Raw genomic sequence first — 12,336 nt, forward strand, 5'->3', positions numbered from 1 at the left:
GAAGCTGCGGTTGGATGCGATCCGAGGGGGCGTAACGGGGGCTCCCTACGGAGTGACCATCAACGAGCAGCAACGACCAGCCACCGCAGGCAGCTATCCGGCAAATGGTGTAGAGGGCTTGGACCCGAAAGCTGCAGCTGCACGGCCTTCATGGAAACGGCAGCAAGCCCCAAATTGTCGAATTGATTGGTCGCATGGACATCCATCGATCCTTCGCCCAGGTGGCGATATTGGAGGATGGCGCGATAATCCGACAGCTTCGCGTCGATCTTCTGAATTATGCGTCGGGTGATTGGGTGAGCCAGCAATGGCGGCTTGCGCGTTGGATCACCACAGACACTATCAGCCCGGCACGTGTACGGTTCTTGCAGGTTGATTGCACAGCGACAATGAAAAAGCGTCTTGCAATGAATGGGCGATAAATGAAGCCAAATCCCATCTACGCGATCTGCAGGTTTAACGACATTCCGAGCCGCCAGGCCATGGGATTCCACCTTATGGTCGTCGATGATCACGGCAATCACCGGCCGTGGTCCATCATTGTGGTGCGCTGGGGCAAAAAGGTGCTTGGATACGTCAACAAATGCCCGCACAACGGCGTCAATTTGGACTGGGAGCGGAACGAATTCCTCGATCCATACGGTATCCGGCTGATGTGCGGCAAGCATGGTTCGACCTTCGAACTCGGCACCGGCCGGTGCGTCGAAGGTCCATGTCAAGGTAGAGCGCTCACGCCGATCGCGTTGGCAGTTCTGGATGGTGATATCTGCGTCGTTGGTGTGCATCTTGTCGAAGACGATGCATCGGCCAACAACTGAAGCCGCGCTCAGACCGGCCGGTTCTCGTTGCGGTTTTTCACGGGCTCCATCCTCTTTAGCCCGTCATCGTACGAGATCTCCTCATAGGATAGGTCGAGATCCTTTGCGGCATCGAGGAGGTAATCAAGCTTGCCGCCCGGATCGAGCTTCTTGATTTCGTCCTTGTTGAGCCCGACCAGGTCCATCATCTCCTTCCAAACCGTGGATTCATCGCACGGTAGGACGTGGAAGCTAATATCACCGAACTTCACATGGTACTTCGCCAGTAAATCAATGTTGTTGCAGAACATGAAGTAGCTGCCGGCTGGGCTCAAGGCGCCGTCAAGGACGGTCGCGACGTCAGCAAGATAGGCGAAGGAATGCAGGTAGCCGGCCAGCACCGGAATAGTGCGTTCGTCGTCCTGCGCGATCGCCAACACCTGCTCAATCGAATAGTCTGGCGGCCGTTTCTCGTCCGCGACCTGAGTCTGGAATTTTAGTGCCACGTCGCCGCGAAAGCCGAACCGGCCCGGCTTGGTAGTCCCGCCCTTGAGTACGGCATTGAGCAAGCGGCCCTCCTTCTCAAGTCTGCCGAGTGCGGTGTTCTCGATTGCAGTCATTAAATTCTTCCTCGATCTAAGCTCTTCACCGACGCCTTGGCCGGTGCCAGATGCGATGCAAATTGCTTGCCGTCGCATGAGCAGGGGCCTTCGCCGTAGCTTAGAAAGAAATCGCGTCAGTGGCTGCGATCGCGTCAAGGAGTCTTGTCGGGAACGCGACACCGATTCCAAAGCCAACAGGCGCGATCCGAAAAAGTGAGCATCATCAAACGTCTGCGCGCTGGCACGTGACTTGCCCTTGCTAGATCCAAGTTGATGAGGGAAAGCCGTGATCAACCTGACGGATAGCGCAGTGAATGCAATCAAGAGCGCGATTTCATCGTCGACGCATCCGACCGGCGGTCTGCGCGTCATGATCGAAGCAGGCGGCTGCAATGGATTCAAATACAAGATGGGTCTGGTCGAAGAACCGAAGCCTGACGACACCGTGATCGAATGCGACGGTCTGAAGGTGTTCGTCGATAACAAGAGCTGTGAGCATCTGATCGGCACGACCATCGATTTCGTGATGGCACTGGAGAGCTCTGGCTTTACCTTTCACAACCCGAACGCCACCGCGAACTGCTCATGCGGAAAATCGTTCAGCTGATGAAACAAATCGTTCAGCTGCTGAGGAGAAGACATCGAAGCATGCCGGCCGAACCAGGACAACGGAGGCAATCGTCGTCCACTGCGACAGACCGAGAGCGTCGCATTCGCGGCGCAATCGAAGAGATCCGATCTAATCTGCAGCGCGACGTTGGCGACTGTCACCTGATCGGGATCGATGGCAGCAGGGTCATGGTCAGGCTGACCGGTGCCTGCACGTTGTGTAAGCTTTCGAGCGTGACGCTGAAAGGCATTCAGGCGCGGCTGGTCGATAAACTAGGCGAATTGGTTCGCCTGATCCCCGTCGCTGCTGCAGGCGAGGCAGTGAATTGAGCGAAAATCGAGTGCCGATTTACCTCGATAACAATGCAACGACGCGGACCGATCCATCCGTCGTGAAAGCCATGTTGCCGTTCTTCACCGAGCAGTTCGGCAATGCCTCGTCCACGCATGCCTTTGGCAGCGAGGTCGCAGTCGCTGTGAGACAGGCCCGGCGTAGCTTGCGCATCCTGCTAGGGAACGCTTACGATCATGAAATCGTTTTCACCTCGGGAGGGACCGAGGCCAATAATGCCGCGGTCCTCTCTGCGCTTGCGACGCAGGAAGACCGCGACGAGATCGTCACCACCTCGGTAGAGCACTCCGCCGTTCTTGCGCTAACCGAGCAATTGGCGACAAGAGGAGTCAAGACGCACATCGTACCCGTAGATTCTCGCGGCCGGCTCGACATCGAGGCGTTTCGTTGCGCACTCGGGCCACGCACAGCGATTGCCTCGGTTATGTGGGCCAACAACGAGACCGGAACGATGTTTCCTGTGGAGTTTCTAGCCGGGTTGACTCGGGAGGCGGGCGCGCTGTTTCACACTGATGCGGTCCAGGCCATCGGTAAGGTGCGCGTGAACCTAAAGGACAGTGCGATCGACATGCTGTCGCTATCCGCGCACAAACTGCACGGCCCCAAGGGGGTCGGCGCGCTATATTTGCGCAAAGGGACTAAATTCCGGCCGCTGATCTGCGGCGGATCACAGGAACGAGGGCGCCGCGGCGGGACTGAGAATATTCCCGGCATTGTCGGCCTGGGAAAGGCCGCCGAGCTTGCGGCGGAGCAGCTTGAACCCGAGCGCGATCGCATTGGCGCGTTGCGCGACCGCCTTGAGCAGGGAATTTTGCACAATGGCGAGTGCGTTGCGCTTGGCGATATCAGCAATCGATTAGCGAACACGGCCAATATTGCCTTCGATCGTCTCGAAGGCGAAGCCATCGCCCACCATCTCAATAGGGCGGGCATTGCCGTGTCGCTCGGATCAGCCTGCAACGCCGGCTCAATGCAGCCATCGCATGTTCTGCGTGCCATGCAGGTGCCGGCGTGGCGGATGCGTGGCGCGGTGCGCTTTTCTCTGTCGCGTGAAACCTCCGTCGCGGAGGTCGATGAGGTCGTGTGCGCAGTGTCCGACGTCGTGGCTCGCCTGCGCGCCACCTCCCCCGTCGCAGTCAGGGAGTAGACCTCGTGAAAATCATGATCCGCCGGTCTCCGGACGCGGGCCTGTCGATCTACGTGCCAAAAAAGGATCTCGAAGAGCCAATCGTGGAATCCGAGTACGAGACGCTATGGGGCGGCTGGATCAAAGTAGCTAATGGCTGGGTGCTCGATTTGCCCGAGATGCCGAGCGACACACGGTTACCGATCACAATCAACGCCAAAAAACGGGGCGAGAACGGGGACGATCCGTGAAGGCGCCCCCGCAGATCGACTTTGTCGATGCTGCCGATGCAAAGGCGACGCTCGTGGACATCGCTGCCGGCCTGAGGGCCGCGAGCGTCATTCCCTATCTCGGTCCTGGCCTCGCCGAATTGTGCAGATCCGATATGCCGACCACGCCAGAGGCGTTGGCCAGCTTCTTCGCGAGCAAGGTTGCGCTGCCGCGGCGGGCTAAGGGCAATGCATGGGCGTCGGCGCAGCATATCGAGATCAGCAAACACCGGTCCGCCGTGACGGCATTGATGACGCAGGCCTTCGCTCGGCCAGTCGAGCCGACGCGGTTGCACCATCATCTTGCGTCCCTGTCGCTGCCCGTCATAGTCGACGCGTGGTATGATGCCGCCATGCGCGCGGCGCTGGGTAAGCGCGATGGATGGGGCGAAGTGCAGGGTATCACCCGCATCGGCATTGGCGAGAATCGCTGGTATCGCTTTTACGATTCACGTGGCCAAGAGGTCGACAGTGCCGTGGCCGGCAGCTGGGCGACGGTGTTGTACAAGCCGCATGGCAGCGTGCAGCCGGCCAACAACTTCCTTATCTCCGACGCTGACTATGTCGAGGCGTTGACCGAAATCGACATTCAGACGCCAATTCCAGACATCATCAAGGAAAGGCGAACCGGACAGACCTTTCTCTTCATCGGCTGTCGCTTCAACGACCAGCTGTTGCGTAGCTATGCGCGGCAGATCATCAAGCGCTCGGCCGACACCCACTATGCGATCGTTGATCCGGACGCGCTCTCTCGCAACGAGCTCCGCTTTCTACTCGAGCAAGGTCTGACGCCGCTTGCGATTGGGCTCCCTTGCGCGGTTGAGATACTGCTCACCCATTAGTGGCCTTGCGAAGCCCGGATACCCCAGCTCGTATCGGCATATTGTGAGAGCCGCAACGCGAGAATGAATGCCAAGCCATGGAGCTCTGCGTGAGAATGACGACGTATCTGTCGCATCGTCAACAAGCGCATCATTGCTGTTCTTCCATGCGCCAGCGACGATCGTTTCCGCTAACTCGTTGGCGTATGGCTGCAATTTCATCGTCTCCGCCATGGCATGCAAGTTGCTACTCAGCTTCTTGAGGCTCGCTCACGGATGGTCCTGGGGGGCCGATGATGCCTGCAGGGAAAAATGAAAATGAACGCGGTCGTCGAACGCGAAAAATATGTCAAAGCTGCAGTGGATAGCGGCAAGATGATGCAGTCCGCCGCCTGCCGCGCTTCGGCCAAGACCGGGCAGGCGAGCTGCGGCTCGCAGGCAGGTCAAGGCGATCTGCCGACCGAAATCTGGGAAAAGGTCAAGAACCATCCCTGCTACAGCGAAGAAGCGCATCATCATTACGCCCGCATGCATGTCGCTGTCGCGCCTGCCTGCAACATGCAGTGCAATTACTGCAACCGAAAATACGACTGCGCTAATGAATCGCGTCCGGGTGTGGTGAGCGAGAAGCTCACCCCTGAGCAGGCGGTAAGAAAAGTGCTCGCGGTCGCAACCACCATTCCGCAGATGACGGTGCTTGGCATCGCTGGTCCCGGCGATCCCCTGGCCAATCCAGCAAAGACGTTCAAGACGTTCGAGCTGGTCGCCAAGGCGGCTCCCGACATCAAGCTGTGTCTGTCAACCAACGGACTGACTCTGCCGGACCATATTGATACCATCGCCAGGTCCAAAATTGACCACGTCACCATCACCATCAACATGATCGATCCCGAAATCGGCGCCAAGATCTATCCGTGGATCTTCTTCAACCACAAGCGCTACACCGGCATCGACGCGGCAAGGATACTCAACTCTCGCCAGCTGCAAGGCCTCGAGATGCTCAGCGAACGGGGTATCCTGTGCAAGGTCAACTCGGTGATGATCCCAAACATCAACGACGACCACCTGGTCGAGGTCAACAAGGCGGTGAAGTCGCGCGGTGCCTTCCTTCACAATATCATGCCGCTGATCTCCGCGCCCGAGCACGGCACAGTATTTGGTCTCAACGGTCAGCGCGGACCGACGGCGCAGGAATTGAAGGCGCTGCAAGATGCTTGCGAAGGAGAGATAAAAATGATGCGGCATTGCCGCCAGTGCCGCGCCGATGCGGTCGGTCTACTCGGGCAGAATCGCAGCGCAGAGTTCACCACCGATCAGGTCATGAAGATGGACGTCCAATATGACTTAGAGATGCGCAAGGCATATCAGGGCAGGGTAGAGGATGAGCGTGCCGCCAAAGTCGCGGCCGCCCAAAAGGAGCTTGCGGAATTTGCCGGAGAGATGAGCGCGATCACTCTTCTAGTGGCCGTCGCAACCAAGGGCTCGGGGTTGATCAACGAGCACTTTGGGCATGCAAAGGAATTCCAGGTGTACGAACTTTCTACATCCGGCGCCAAATTCGTCGGCCACCGCCGCGTGGACGTTTACTGCCTGGGCGGTTATGGCGAGGAGGACAGGCTTTCCGCCATCATGCGTGGCATCCATGACTGCCATGCGGTCTTCGTGTCCAAGATCGGCGGCTGCCCGAAAAGCAATCTGATCAAGGCGGGGATCGAGCCGGTCGATCAATACGCCCATGAGTTCATTGAGAAGTCGGCGATCGCCTGGTTCAAATCCTATCTGGACAAGGTCAAACGCGGGGAGATCCAGCACGTGCAGCGCGGCGACGCCGCGATCCGGCAAGGATCTCTGATCTCTGCAGCGTAAGGGGGAATATGTGCCATTCAAGATCATTGCCTCGCAGTGTACGAGCTGCTCAGCCTGCGAACCCTTATGCCCGAACGTTGCTATCTCGGAGAAGGGGGGAAGCTTTGTCATTGAAGCGGCGAAATGCACTGAATGTGTAGGCTATTTCGACGAGCCGCAATGTGTCGCAGCCTGTCCGGTCGACAATACATGCGTAGTTGACACGTCCTTGCCTCGCTACCAGGCGCCAGCCTAAAGCGTGAACCCCATGAGCGGCATGCCAAGAGCTGGTGCTGAAAACGTCGCAAGCTTCGTGCTGCGCGTTGGCGGCGGCGCAGGCGCCGACGTTCGGTCCTCCATCACGGACGACGACTGCGCTGCATTGTCCTGCGATCGTGCTGTTGCTGGTCGGCAGCACGGCCCTGGTGGGCATTTCATTCCGCGCGACGGTCCAAAGGCGCTTCGCGATGCCGAGAGCGGCCTTCTAGGCAGCGCTGCCATCGTCAATGTGACTGACGATGCCGCGCGAGGATGAAGTGATCCAGGATCTCGCCTGGGCGAGGCGGCCCCCGCATCTCTAAAGGAGCGATGCATGAGGCGCGGTACATGAACAGCATCGTTCGCGACAGCGACGTCGTCGAGCTCAGCGAGCCGCCTGTCTTCAGCTTTGGCCAAAAGGTGCGAGCCAATCGCACCATCCGCAACGATGGCACCTATCGCGGCAAGGAGATTGGCGACGTTTTAGTCAAGAAGGGAGAGGTGGGTTACGTCGTCTCGATCGGCACATTCCTGCAGCAATTCTACATCTACGGCGTCGAGTTTTTGGAAAGCGGTTACCGCGTTGGCATGAAGCGCAAGGAACTAGAGCCGGTGGACGCCTGCGAGGAGATCGATGATCTGCCATTGCCGGAGGAGTCATGACGCAGCCCGGCTTTCCGAAATATCGGCGGGGCCAGCGGGTCAAAACCGCAGTCGACCTCATCAACGACCACTCATTTCCCGATACGGAGCCCGAGGGAGTCTTGCTCGCCGCCGGAGCGACCGGCGAGATCATCAACGTCGCGATCCATACCGAAGCGAACATGCCGATCTATATTGTCGATTTTGGTGAGCAGCTGCTCATCGGCTGTCTTGAAGAAGAAATCACAATGCTTTGAATGGAGGCTTTCGCCATGAATGCTGCGCTGATGAGAAAGGTAAAGGCCGGGCTGGTGCCTCACCCCAACGAGCTCGATCGCAAACGGATCGAGCGCGGCTTGAGCTCGCGCAAGCGCTATCTCTACGTCTCGCCGAACGTGACGCCGGTGAGGGGCGGCTACCTCGTCGAGAGCCCCTGTTGCTCGCGCAACATCGACAAGGATGGCGCTCTCATCGATGTCGCGCTGATTCTTTATGATGCCGTGAGCGGGATCTGGAAGCTGTTTCGCAAGAACCACGCGCGAGGAATCTGGGAATTTTACAGCCTTTACCATCGGTTGACTTCTGCAATCGACGAATTGAATGCGGATCCGGAGCGTCTGTTCTGGCAATGACGCCCCGCCTTTCACGAGTCATAGAGGAGCCACGATGGCGCTCACCGCGGAGGAATTGATCGAAATCGAGCGGTTGCTTGCAGCCGATGGCGCCGAGATGGGTCCGTTTGTCGAGCTGCGGCGCCGCTTTCCTCAGTTTGCTTGGGTGTGCTGTGATGCGTCGGATGTGGCGGATCAGCCGTTCCGGCAGTTTCCGCGTTTCGACCTTCATCTGATCGATGGATCGGATCACTGCGTGCAGATTACGGCCGATCCGACGCGGGCGACCGGCATCGTATTGGCCAAAAGGAATGTTGGACGGTGACCACTGAACTAGCAGAGTATCGGCTTGATGGCGCGCACACTGTGGAAGAGAATGCATCATTCATTCCACTGTCCGATCCTGATATCACCTTCGCCGAGCTCTCTGCCGTGAAAACGCTGATGTGTTCGCCGCAAATCTCCAACGGGCGGATCACTGAGGCGTTTGAGCACGCTTTCGCCGCCTATCTTGGCCGCAAGTATGCCGTTGCGGTCTCGAGTGGTACCATCGGGCTCCTCCTTGCGCTGAGGGCGCTCGGCATTGGCCCGGGGCAGGAGGTTATCGCCTCGCCCTACTCCTTTCGTGAGACCGCGCATGCCATCAGTCTCGCAGGCGCACGAGCGGTATTTGCAGATATCGACTATTGGTCGGGAGCATTAGTCCCAGCGAAGGCCGAAGAGCGCATCACGGCCAACACGCGGGCGATTGTTGCCGGCAATCCCAACGGTCATCCAGCGCCATGGTCGGAGCTGCGCGCGGTCGCGCAGCGCCATCAGCTGCTGCTTTTGGAGGATTCCACCGAGGCGATCGGATCGAGCTATAAGGGTGAGCTCGCCGGCCGGTTTGGCGACATCGCGGTGTTCGACTTTGCTCAGCCGGTGGCCCTAACCTGTGGCGAAGGCGCAATGGTGGTGACCGACGATATCGACATCGCGGTCGGCTTGCGTCGCCATCGCGCCCATCGCCTGGACGAGCGATCCTCCGTTGTTGTCGGTAGCACGGCACCTTATCAGGCCGGCATGAGCGATCTCACGGCTGCCTTGGGTCTAGCGCAACTCAAGCGTCTCGATGAAATTCTGGAGCGGCGTCGGTTGGTCGAGCAGCTTTATAACGCGCATATGCAATCATTTGAGGGCATCAAGCCGCCTTATGTTGGCCCCGATGTGACCGAGGTGAACTGGTTGCTTTATCTCGTTCATCTGTCGACACGCTTTACGCGATCGGGGCGCGACGCCATTATCGATGATCTGCGCGGCGCAAAGGTTGAATGCGCCGCCTATAGCCAGCCGCTGCACTTGCAACGCCACTACTTTGACTTCGGCTATCGGCGTGGCGATTTCCTGGTTGCGGAAAAAATATCCGATCGCGCTCTGGCGCTTCCGTTTCACACCCATCTCACGAACAAGAAGATCGAATTTATCGTCGAGACCATGAAAGATGCGTCGATCAACGTGGGAGCGGGTGCAGCGATTTACTGAGATGCTCGTCATCCACGACACGGAAGAGCGAGGATTGAACTGCGATGATCGTAGTTTTTCTCATCGCGAGAGATGAGCAAACGGACCGAGGATATGTCGTTTGTGGCAGCGTTGCCGGGCACACATCGTGATCCACATGGCGGGAGCGCGCCGGATCCCGCTGGAGGCATGCACTCGTCTTAAGGCCGCAAGAGAAATGCTCAAAAAGTGCCTGAAACCAAGCACATCACAGTCGAGATTCTCGGTGTCCGCTCAGGATCTTTCGAGTTACCAAAACAGGGGATCGGTATGAACTCGCAACAAGTCATCATCCACGTCCGCTTCGGTCCGAACGGGAGGGTGATCCAAATCAGCGAGCGTCCGGCGAAGCTCACGCCGAACCAGTGGTTTGATGTCCTCAACGCCCGTGCCAGCTCGGCTTATCGGCCGCTCGCTCGTGGCCGTGGGATTTTTCAGCTGAGCCGGACTGCGATCGAAGCCTTCAAGCAGGAAACTGCGAGGCTGGGATGAGCGAACCAATAATCGGCAACCTGATGAGCGATCACATCGAGGTTTTTGTCGTCTGTCCGGCCGATGCCATCGAGCGGAGTGGGGCCATGGGCTTTAGCCTGTCGCGGATCGATGATAGGGGCGAGAGCCGGCCGTTTCCAATTATTGTGGTGCGCACCTTCGGCAACGACTATTTTGGTTACGTCAATCGTTGTCCGCATGAGAGCGTCTGGCTCAACATCGGCTGCGGTGCGTTTTTCTCGGCGGACCGCTCCTTTCTCAGATGCGGCCGGCACGGTGCAAGATTCGAGATCGACACTGGGATGTGCATCGACGGCCCCTGCGATGGACAATCGCTTGAGCCGCTAGCGCTCGCCGTGATCGAAGGTGACGTCTGCCTGTGCGGCGTCAAGCTCCTGGAGGACGATCGGTTTGCCGACCCGTTCGGGGACAGCGACGAAACCATGGATATCACGATCCATCCGGACTAACGGCCCTATCGCATTGTTGTGCTCAAGCTGCGTGAGGCGCTTTGCCGTCGGACGAGGCCATCGTACTCGTGAGCGTTGGCAGATGCGTGTCACGGCTTTTGATTTGTGAAAAAAAGCGGGCACCTCGCCGGATTGCGGCCTTGCACTCCGCGACCTCCGCCGCACCAACAAGCTGCTCTTGCGCTGGCTCGTCAAATCGAGCCGGCAGGCGGGACATGCTTCCTACCGCCGGCGATATGTTTGAGCGGGAAATGCCCCCGGCGGCTGGAAGTTCGCCGAGGGCATCGTCTGGGCTGAGAGAATGGCGGGACCCAGACTGACAGGACCGTTTGGGCAGGAGGAATGACGATCCTGTGTCAGAAGGCCGGCCGGCGCGGCTGGCGTTACTGCCGGCGGTGCAACTGCCATGCCAAACCTCCGTTCGTGCGACGCCCTTAGCGAATGGCGTCACCATCGTGAGCTAGGGCCGGTTAGGAGCAAATGCATTAATGAGCACGTGCTCGTTGTTCCGCATTTGCCGCTGCAAGCGCGTCTTGACGTGTATCGAGCGAAGCGTGGGCCAAATCTGGGGCCGCTGTGTTGCCGGTTTAACGTTGCTGCCGATGGGGATTGCGACCGGCTTGGTCTGCAGCCTCAAAGCTGGCTCGGCGATCGTCCCTGCCTCGTTGGGCTCTCGCGACAGGCGATATCTGTTGAGTAAACGATAGATGAGCAGCGGCGGAACGCAGCGTCCAGCTTCAGGGCGAAAAAGATGCTGTGGGCTCGCGTCGGTCAATGCGGCTAGCCGATCATCCATGGCAGAACAGAGCGCTCGATTCACCGCGCGATCGTCGAGCTCCTCGCTAGGCGGCTCGAGGGTCATGAAGATCGGTGATCATTCCAAGATATGGTAGCGCAAGAGCTGGGCAAAATAACCGAGACTCTCGGTTATTCTGCATACGAACTGCAGAAGGTTGAAGCGGGAGGTCAAACGCTATGCGAGGTTTGTCGTGTCCGAAACAGAAGCGAACGACATTGTCGCAACCTCGGCAATAATTGTGAGTCGCGCAAAGCAAGGGATCGTTGCAGAAACGAACGTTACGCATCTGGTGTGCAACTTGCTTTGGAGAAGTTGGATGGTGAGCAAGTGATGCAGGAGTAGAAAGATCGCGATGAGGGCAGAAGAGGTTGGAATTGATCAAGGAGGCTGCTCCGGACGCGAAGGTATCTATCGCTGATCTTCAGCGACGACAATCACGATGGCGCCCGCTCATTTCGCCTGCTTTGGCAAGCGCGAGTGGGAATCAGTAGCATCAATTGGTCGATGCCGCGTTTAATCGTAAGAGATTGTCGGGGCGATGTGCTCGCACCTTGTCTCTTCTCAGATGAAGCCCCTTGATCACAGGATAGGCGCATGAACTCAGAAACCGAATTCGAGCTTCCTCAACTTTATAGGCATCATGTCTTTGCCTGCAACACGCAGCGTCCGCCAACTCATCCGCACGGCAGCTGTGGCGCCTCCGGCGCGCAAGCCCTGTGGGATCGAATGGGCAAGGCGATCGAAGCGCAAGGCATCAACGATATTGGCTTCACGATGGCAGGCTGCCTTGGCTTTTGTAACTCTGGTCCCTTGATGGTCGTCTATCCCGATGGAGTGTGGTATCGCGCGACCACGCCTGAGGATGTTGACGAAATCGTAAACTCCCACCTCAAGCAGGGCAAACGTGTGGACCGCCTTGTGATGGTGCTAAAGCGAAGCTAGAGGTTTCGATTAGCGGCCACTGGCCCGGGCTAGCAAGCATCGACGGATTGTCCGGCGACGAGCTGGCCGCTCGGAGCTCGGATCGTCTGAGGTTGAGCGTAGCCCTCACGCCCCGGATCTGCGAACGGCAGGTCATTGACGTTGCCGCCCTTCTTCTCCGGC

At 58.3% G+C, this 12,336-nt stretch carries 19 protein-coding genes; 16 read left to right on the forward strand and 3 right to left on the reverse strand.

Features of this window, described 5'->3' with window-relative positions; translation table 11 throughout:
- Window positions 1-59: 59 nt before the first annotated feature.
- Window positions 60-515 (reverse strand): hypothetical protein, encoded by a 456-nt coding sequence (locus MTR72_RS21420; RefSeq protein WP_341511026.1) that lies wholly within the window; start codon window positions 513-515, stop codon window positions 60-62.
- On the opposite strand from MTR72_RS21420, the gene MTR72_RS21425 reads away from it, so the two are divergent.
- The gene (locus tag MTR72_RS21425; RefSeq protein WP_280968647.1) at window positions 423-818 is read left to right on the forward strand and encodes a Rieske (2Fe-2S) protein; all 396 of its coding nucleotides are present in this window, start codon (window positions 423-425) and stop codon (window positions 816-818) included. The genes MTR72_RS21420 and MTR72_RS21425 overlap by 93 nt on opposite strands.
- An 8-nt stretch (window positions 819-826) precedes the next feature.
- Here MTR72_RS21425 and MTR72_RS21430 read toward each other — a convergent pair whose 3' ends face one another.
- Window positions 827-1,417 carry a hypothetical protein gene (locus MTR72_RS21430; RefSeq protein WP_341511016.1) on the reverse strand — a complete coding sequence of 197 codons (591 nt, stop codon included), beginning with the start codon at window positions 1,415-1,417 and terminating at the stop codon, window positions 827-829.
- Window positions 1,418-1,685: 268 nt separating this feature from the next.
- Here MTR72_RS21430 and MTR72_RS21435 point away from each other — a divergent pair, with 268 nt between their 5' ends.
- The 14 genes from MTR72_RS21435 to MTR72_RS21500 all read left to right on the forward strand — a co-directional run bounded on the left by MTR72_RS21435 (window position 1,686) and on the right by MTR72_RS21500 (window position 10,433).
- Entirely contained in the window at window positions 1,686-2,006 is a 321-nt protein-coding gene (locus MTR72_RS21435) for an iron-sulfur cluster assembly accessory protein (RefSeq protein ID WP_280968648.1), read from the forward strand.
- A gap of 41 nt (window positions 2,007-2,047) precedes the next feature.
- Window positions 2,048-2,338 (forward strand): NifU family protein, encoded by a 291-nt coding sequence (locus MTR72_RS21440; protein WP_280970860.1) that lies wholly within the window; start codon window positions 2,048-2,050, stop codon window positions 2,336-2,338.
- Complete coding sequence (gene nifS / locus MTR72_RS21445) at window positions 2,335-3,507, forward strand: cysteine desulfurase NifS (RefSeq protein ID WP_280968649.1); 1,173 nt, start codon at window positions 2,335-2,337, stop codon at window positions 3,505-3,507. The genes MTR72_RS21440 and nifS overlap by 4 nt, the downstream gene beginning before the upstream one ends.
- Window positions 3,508-3,512: 5 nt before the next feature.
- On the forward strand, window positions 3,513-3,737 hold the full coding sequence (nifT, locus tag MTR72_RS21450; protein ID WP_280968650.1) for a putative nitrogen fixation protein NifT: 225 nt from the start codon (window positions 3,513-3,515) through the stop codon (window positions 3,735-3,737).
- A complete protein-coding gene (locus MTR72_RS21455; RefSeq protein WP_280968651.1) occupies window positions 3,734-4,597 on the forward strand; it encodes an SIR2 family NAD-dependent protein deacylase in 864 nt (287 codons plus the stop codon). The genes nifT and MTR72_RS21455 overlap by 4 nt, the downstream gene beginning before the upstream one ends.
- Before the next feature lie 354 nt (window positions 4,598-4,951).
- Window positions 4,952-6,442: a nitrogenase cofactor biosynthesis protein NifB gene (gene nifB, locus MTR72_RS21460; protein ID WP_341511017.1), complete on the forward strand. Its 1,491-nt coding sequence runs from the start codon at window positions 4,952-4,954 to the stop codon at window positions 6,440-6,442.
- Window positions 6,443-6,452: 10 nt separating this feature from the next.
- Window positions 6,453-6,677, forward strand: a complete 225-nt coding sequence (locus tag MTR72_RS21465) for a 4Fe-4S binding protein (protein ID WP_091881697.1) — start codon at window positions 6,453-6,455, stop codon at window positions 6,675-6,677.
- A 350-nt stretch (window positions 6,678-7,027) separates the two neighbouring features.
- On the forward strand, window positions 7,028-7,342 hold the full coding sequence (locus tag MTR72_RS21470) for a nitrogen fixation protein NifZ (protein WP_341510917.1): 315 nt from the start codon (window positions 7,028-7,030) through the stop codon (window positions 7,340-7,342).
- Complete coding sequence (locus MTR72_RS21475; protein ID WP_280968653.1) at window positions 7,339-7,578, forward strand: nitrogen fixation protein NifZ; 240 nt, start codon at window positions 7,339-7,341, stop codon at window positions 7,576-7,578. Before MTR72_RS21470 ends, MTR72_RS21475 begins: the two co-directional genes overlap by 4 nt.
- Window positions 7,579-7,593: 15 nt before the next feature.
- Complete coding sequence (locus MTR72_RS21480; RefSeq protein ID WP_280968654.1) at window positions 7,594-7,953, forward strand: DUF3024 domain-containing protein; 360 nt, start codon at window positions 7,594-7,596, stop codon at window positions 7,951-7,953.
- Between the two features lie 34 nt (window positions 7,954-7,987).
- Entirely contained in the window at window positions 7,988-8,257 is a 270-nt protein-coding gene (locus MTR72_RS21485) for a hypothetical protein (protein WP_280968655.1), read from the forward strand.
- A 41-nt stretch (window positions 8,258-8,298) separates the two neighbouring features.
- Window positions 8,299-9,453: a DegT/DnrJ/EryC1/StrS family aminotransferase gene (locus tag MTR72_RS21490; protein ID WP_341511018.1), complete on the forward strand. Its 1,155-nt coding sequence runs from the start codon at window positions 8,299-8,301 to the stop codon at window positions 9,451-9,453.
- 207 nt (window positions 9,454-9,660) lie between these two features.
- Window positions 9,661-9,963 carry a hypothetical protein gene (locus MTR72_RS21495; protein ID WP_341510918.1) on the forward strand — a complete coding sequence of 101 codons (303 nt, stop codon included), beginning with the start codon at window positions 9,661-9,663 and terminating at the stop codon, window positions 9,961-9,963.
- Window positions 9,960-10,433, forward strand: coding sequence for a Rieske (2Fe-2S) protein (locus MTR72_RS21500; protein ID WP_280968656.1), 474 nt, complete (start codon window positions 9,960-9,962; stop codon window positions 10,431-10,433). Before MTR72_RS21495 ends, MTR72_RS21500 begins: the two co-directional genes overlap by 4 nt.
- Before the next feature lie 460 nt (window positions 10,434-10,893).
- Here the strand turns inward: MTR72_RS21500 and MTR72_RS21505 are convergent, their stop codons facing one another.
- Window positions 10,894-11,295, reverse strand: a complete 402-nt coding sequence (locus MTR72_RS21505; protein WP_280968657.1) for a hypothetical protein — start codon at window positions 11,293-11,295, stop codon at window positions 10,894-10,896.
- A gap of 531 nt (window positions 11,296-11,826) precedes the next feature.
- On the opposite strand from MTR72_RS21505, the gene MTR72_RS21510 reads away from it, so the two are divergent.
- On the forward strand, window positions 11,827-12,174 hold the full coding sequence (locus MTR72_RS21510; protein ID WP_341510919.1) for a (2Fe-2S) ferredoxin domain-containing protein: 348 nt from the start codon (window positions 11,827-11,829) through the stop codon (window positions 12,172-12,174).
- Window positions 12,175-12,336 lie beyond the last annotated feature (162 nt).

The organism is Bradyrhizobium sp. ISRA442 (genome assembly GCF_038085055.1).
GTDB lineage: Bacteria > Pseudomonadota > Alphaproteobacteria > Rhizobiales > Xanthobacteraceae > Bradyrhizobium.

Bases quoted from the DNA above. Each gene is read 5' to 3' on its own strand.
- MTR72_RS21505 (WP_280968657.1), bottom strand. From the start codon at position 11,295: ATGACCCTCGAGCCGCCTAGCGAGGAGCTCGACGATCGCGCGGTGAAT.
- MTR72_RS21500 (WP_280968656.1), top strand. From the start codon at position 9,960: ATGAGCGAACCAATAATCGGCAACCTGATGAGCGATCACATCGAGGTT.
- MTR72_RS21440 (WP_280970860.1), top strand. From the start codon at position 2,048: ATGCCGGCCGAACCAGGACAACGGAGGCAATCGTCGTCCACTGCGACA.
- MTR72_RS21475 (WP_280968653.1), top strand. From the start codon at position 7,339: ATGACGCAGCCCGGCTTTCCGAAATATCGGCGGGGCCAGCGGGTCAAA.
- MTR72_RS21480 (WP_280968654.1), top strand. From the start codon at position 7,594: ATGAATGCTGCGCTGATGAGAAAGGTAAAGGCCGGGCTGGTGCCTCAC.
- nifB (WP_341511017.1), top strand. From the start codon at position 4,952: ATGATGCAGTCCGCCGCCTGCCGCGCTTCGGCCAAGACCGGGCAGGCG.
- MTR72_RS21470 (WP_341510917.1), top strand. From the start codon at position 7,028: ATGAACAGCATCGTTCGCGACAGCGACGTCGTCGAGCTCAGCGAGCCG.
- MTR72_RS21510 (WP_341510919.1), top strand. From the start codon at position 11,827: ATGAACTCAGAAACCGAATTCGAGCTTCCTCAACTTTATAGGCATCAT.
- MTR72_RS21430 (WP_341511016.1), bottom strand. From the start codon at position 1,417: ATGACTGCAATCGAGAACACCGCACTCGGCAGACTTGAGAAGGAGGGC.
- MTR72_RS21425 (WP_280968647.1), top strand. From the start codon at position 423: ATGAAGCCAAATCCCATCTACGCGATCTGCAGGTTTAACGACATTCCG.
- MTR72_RS21485 (WP_280968655.1), top strand. From the start codon at position 7,988: ATGGCGCTCACCGCGGAGGAATTGATCGAAATCGAGCGGTTGCTTGCA.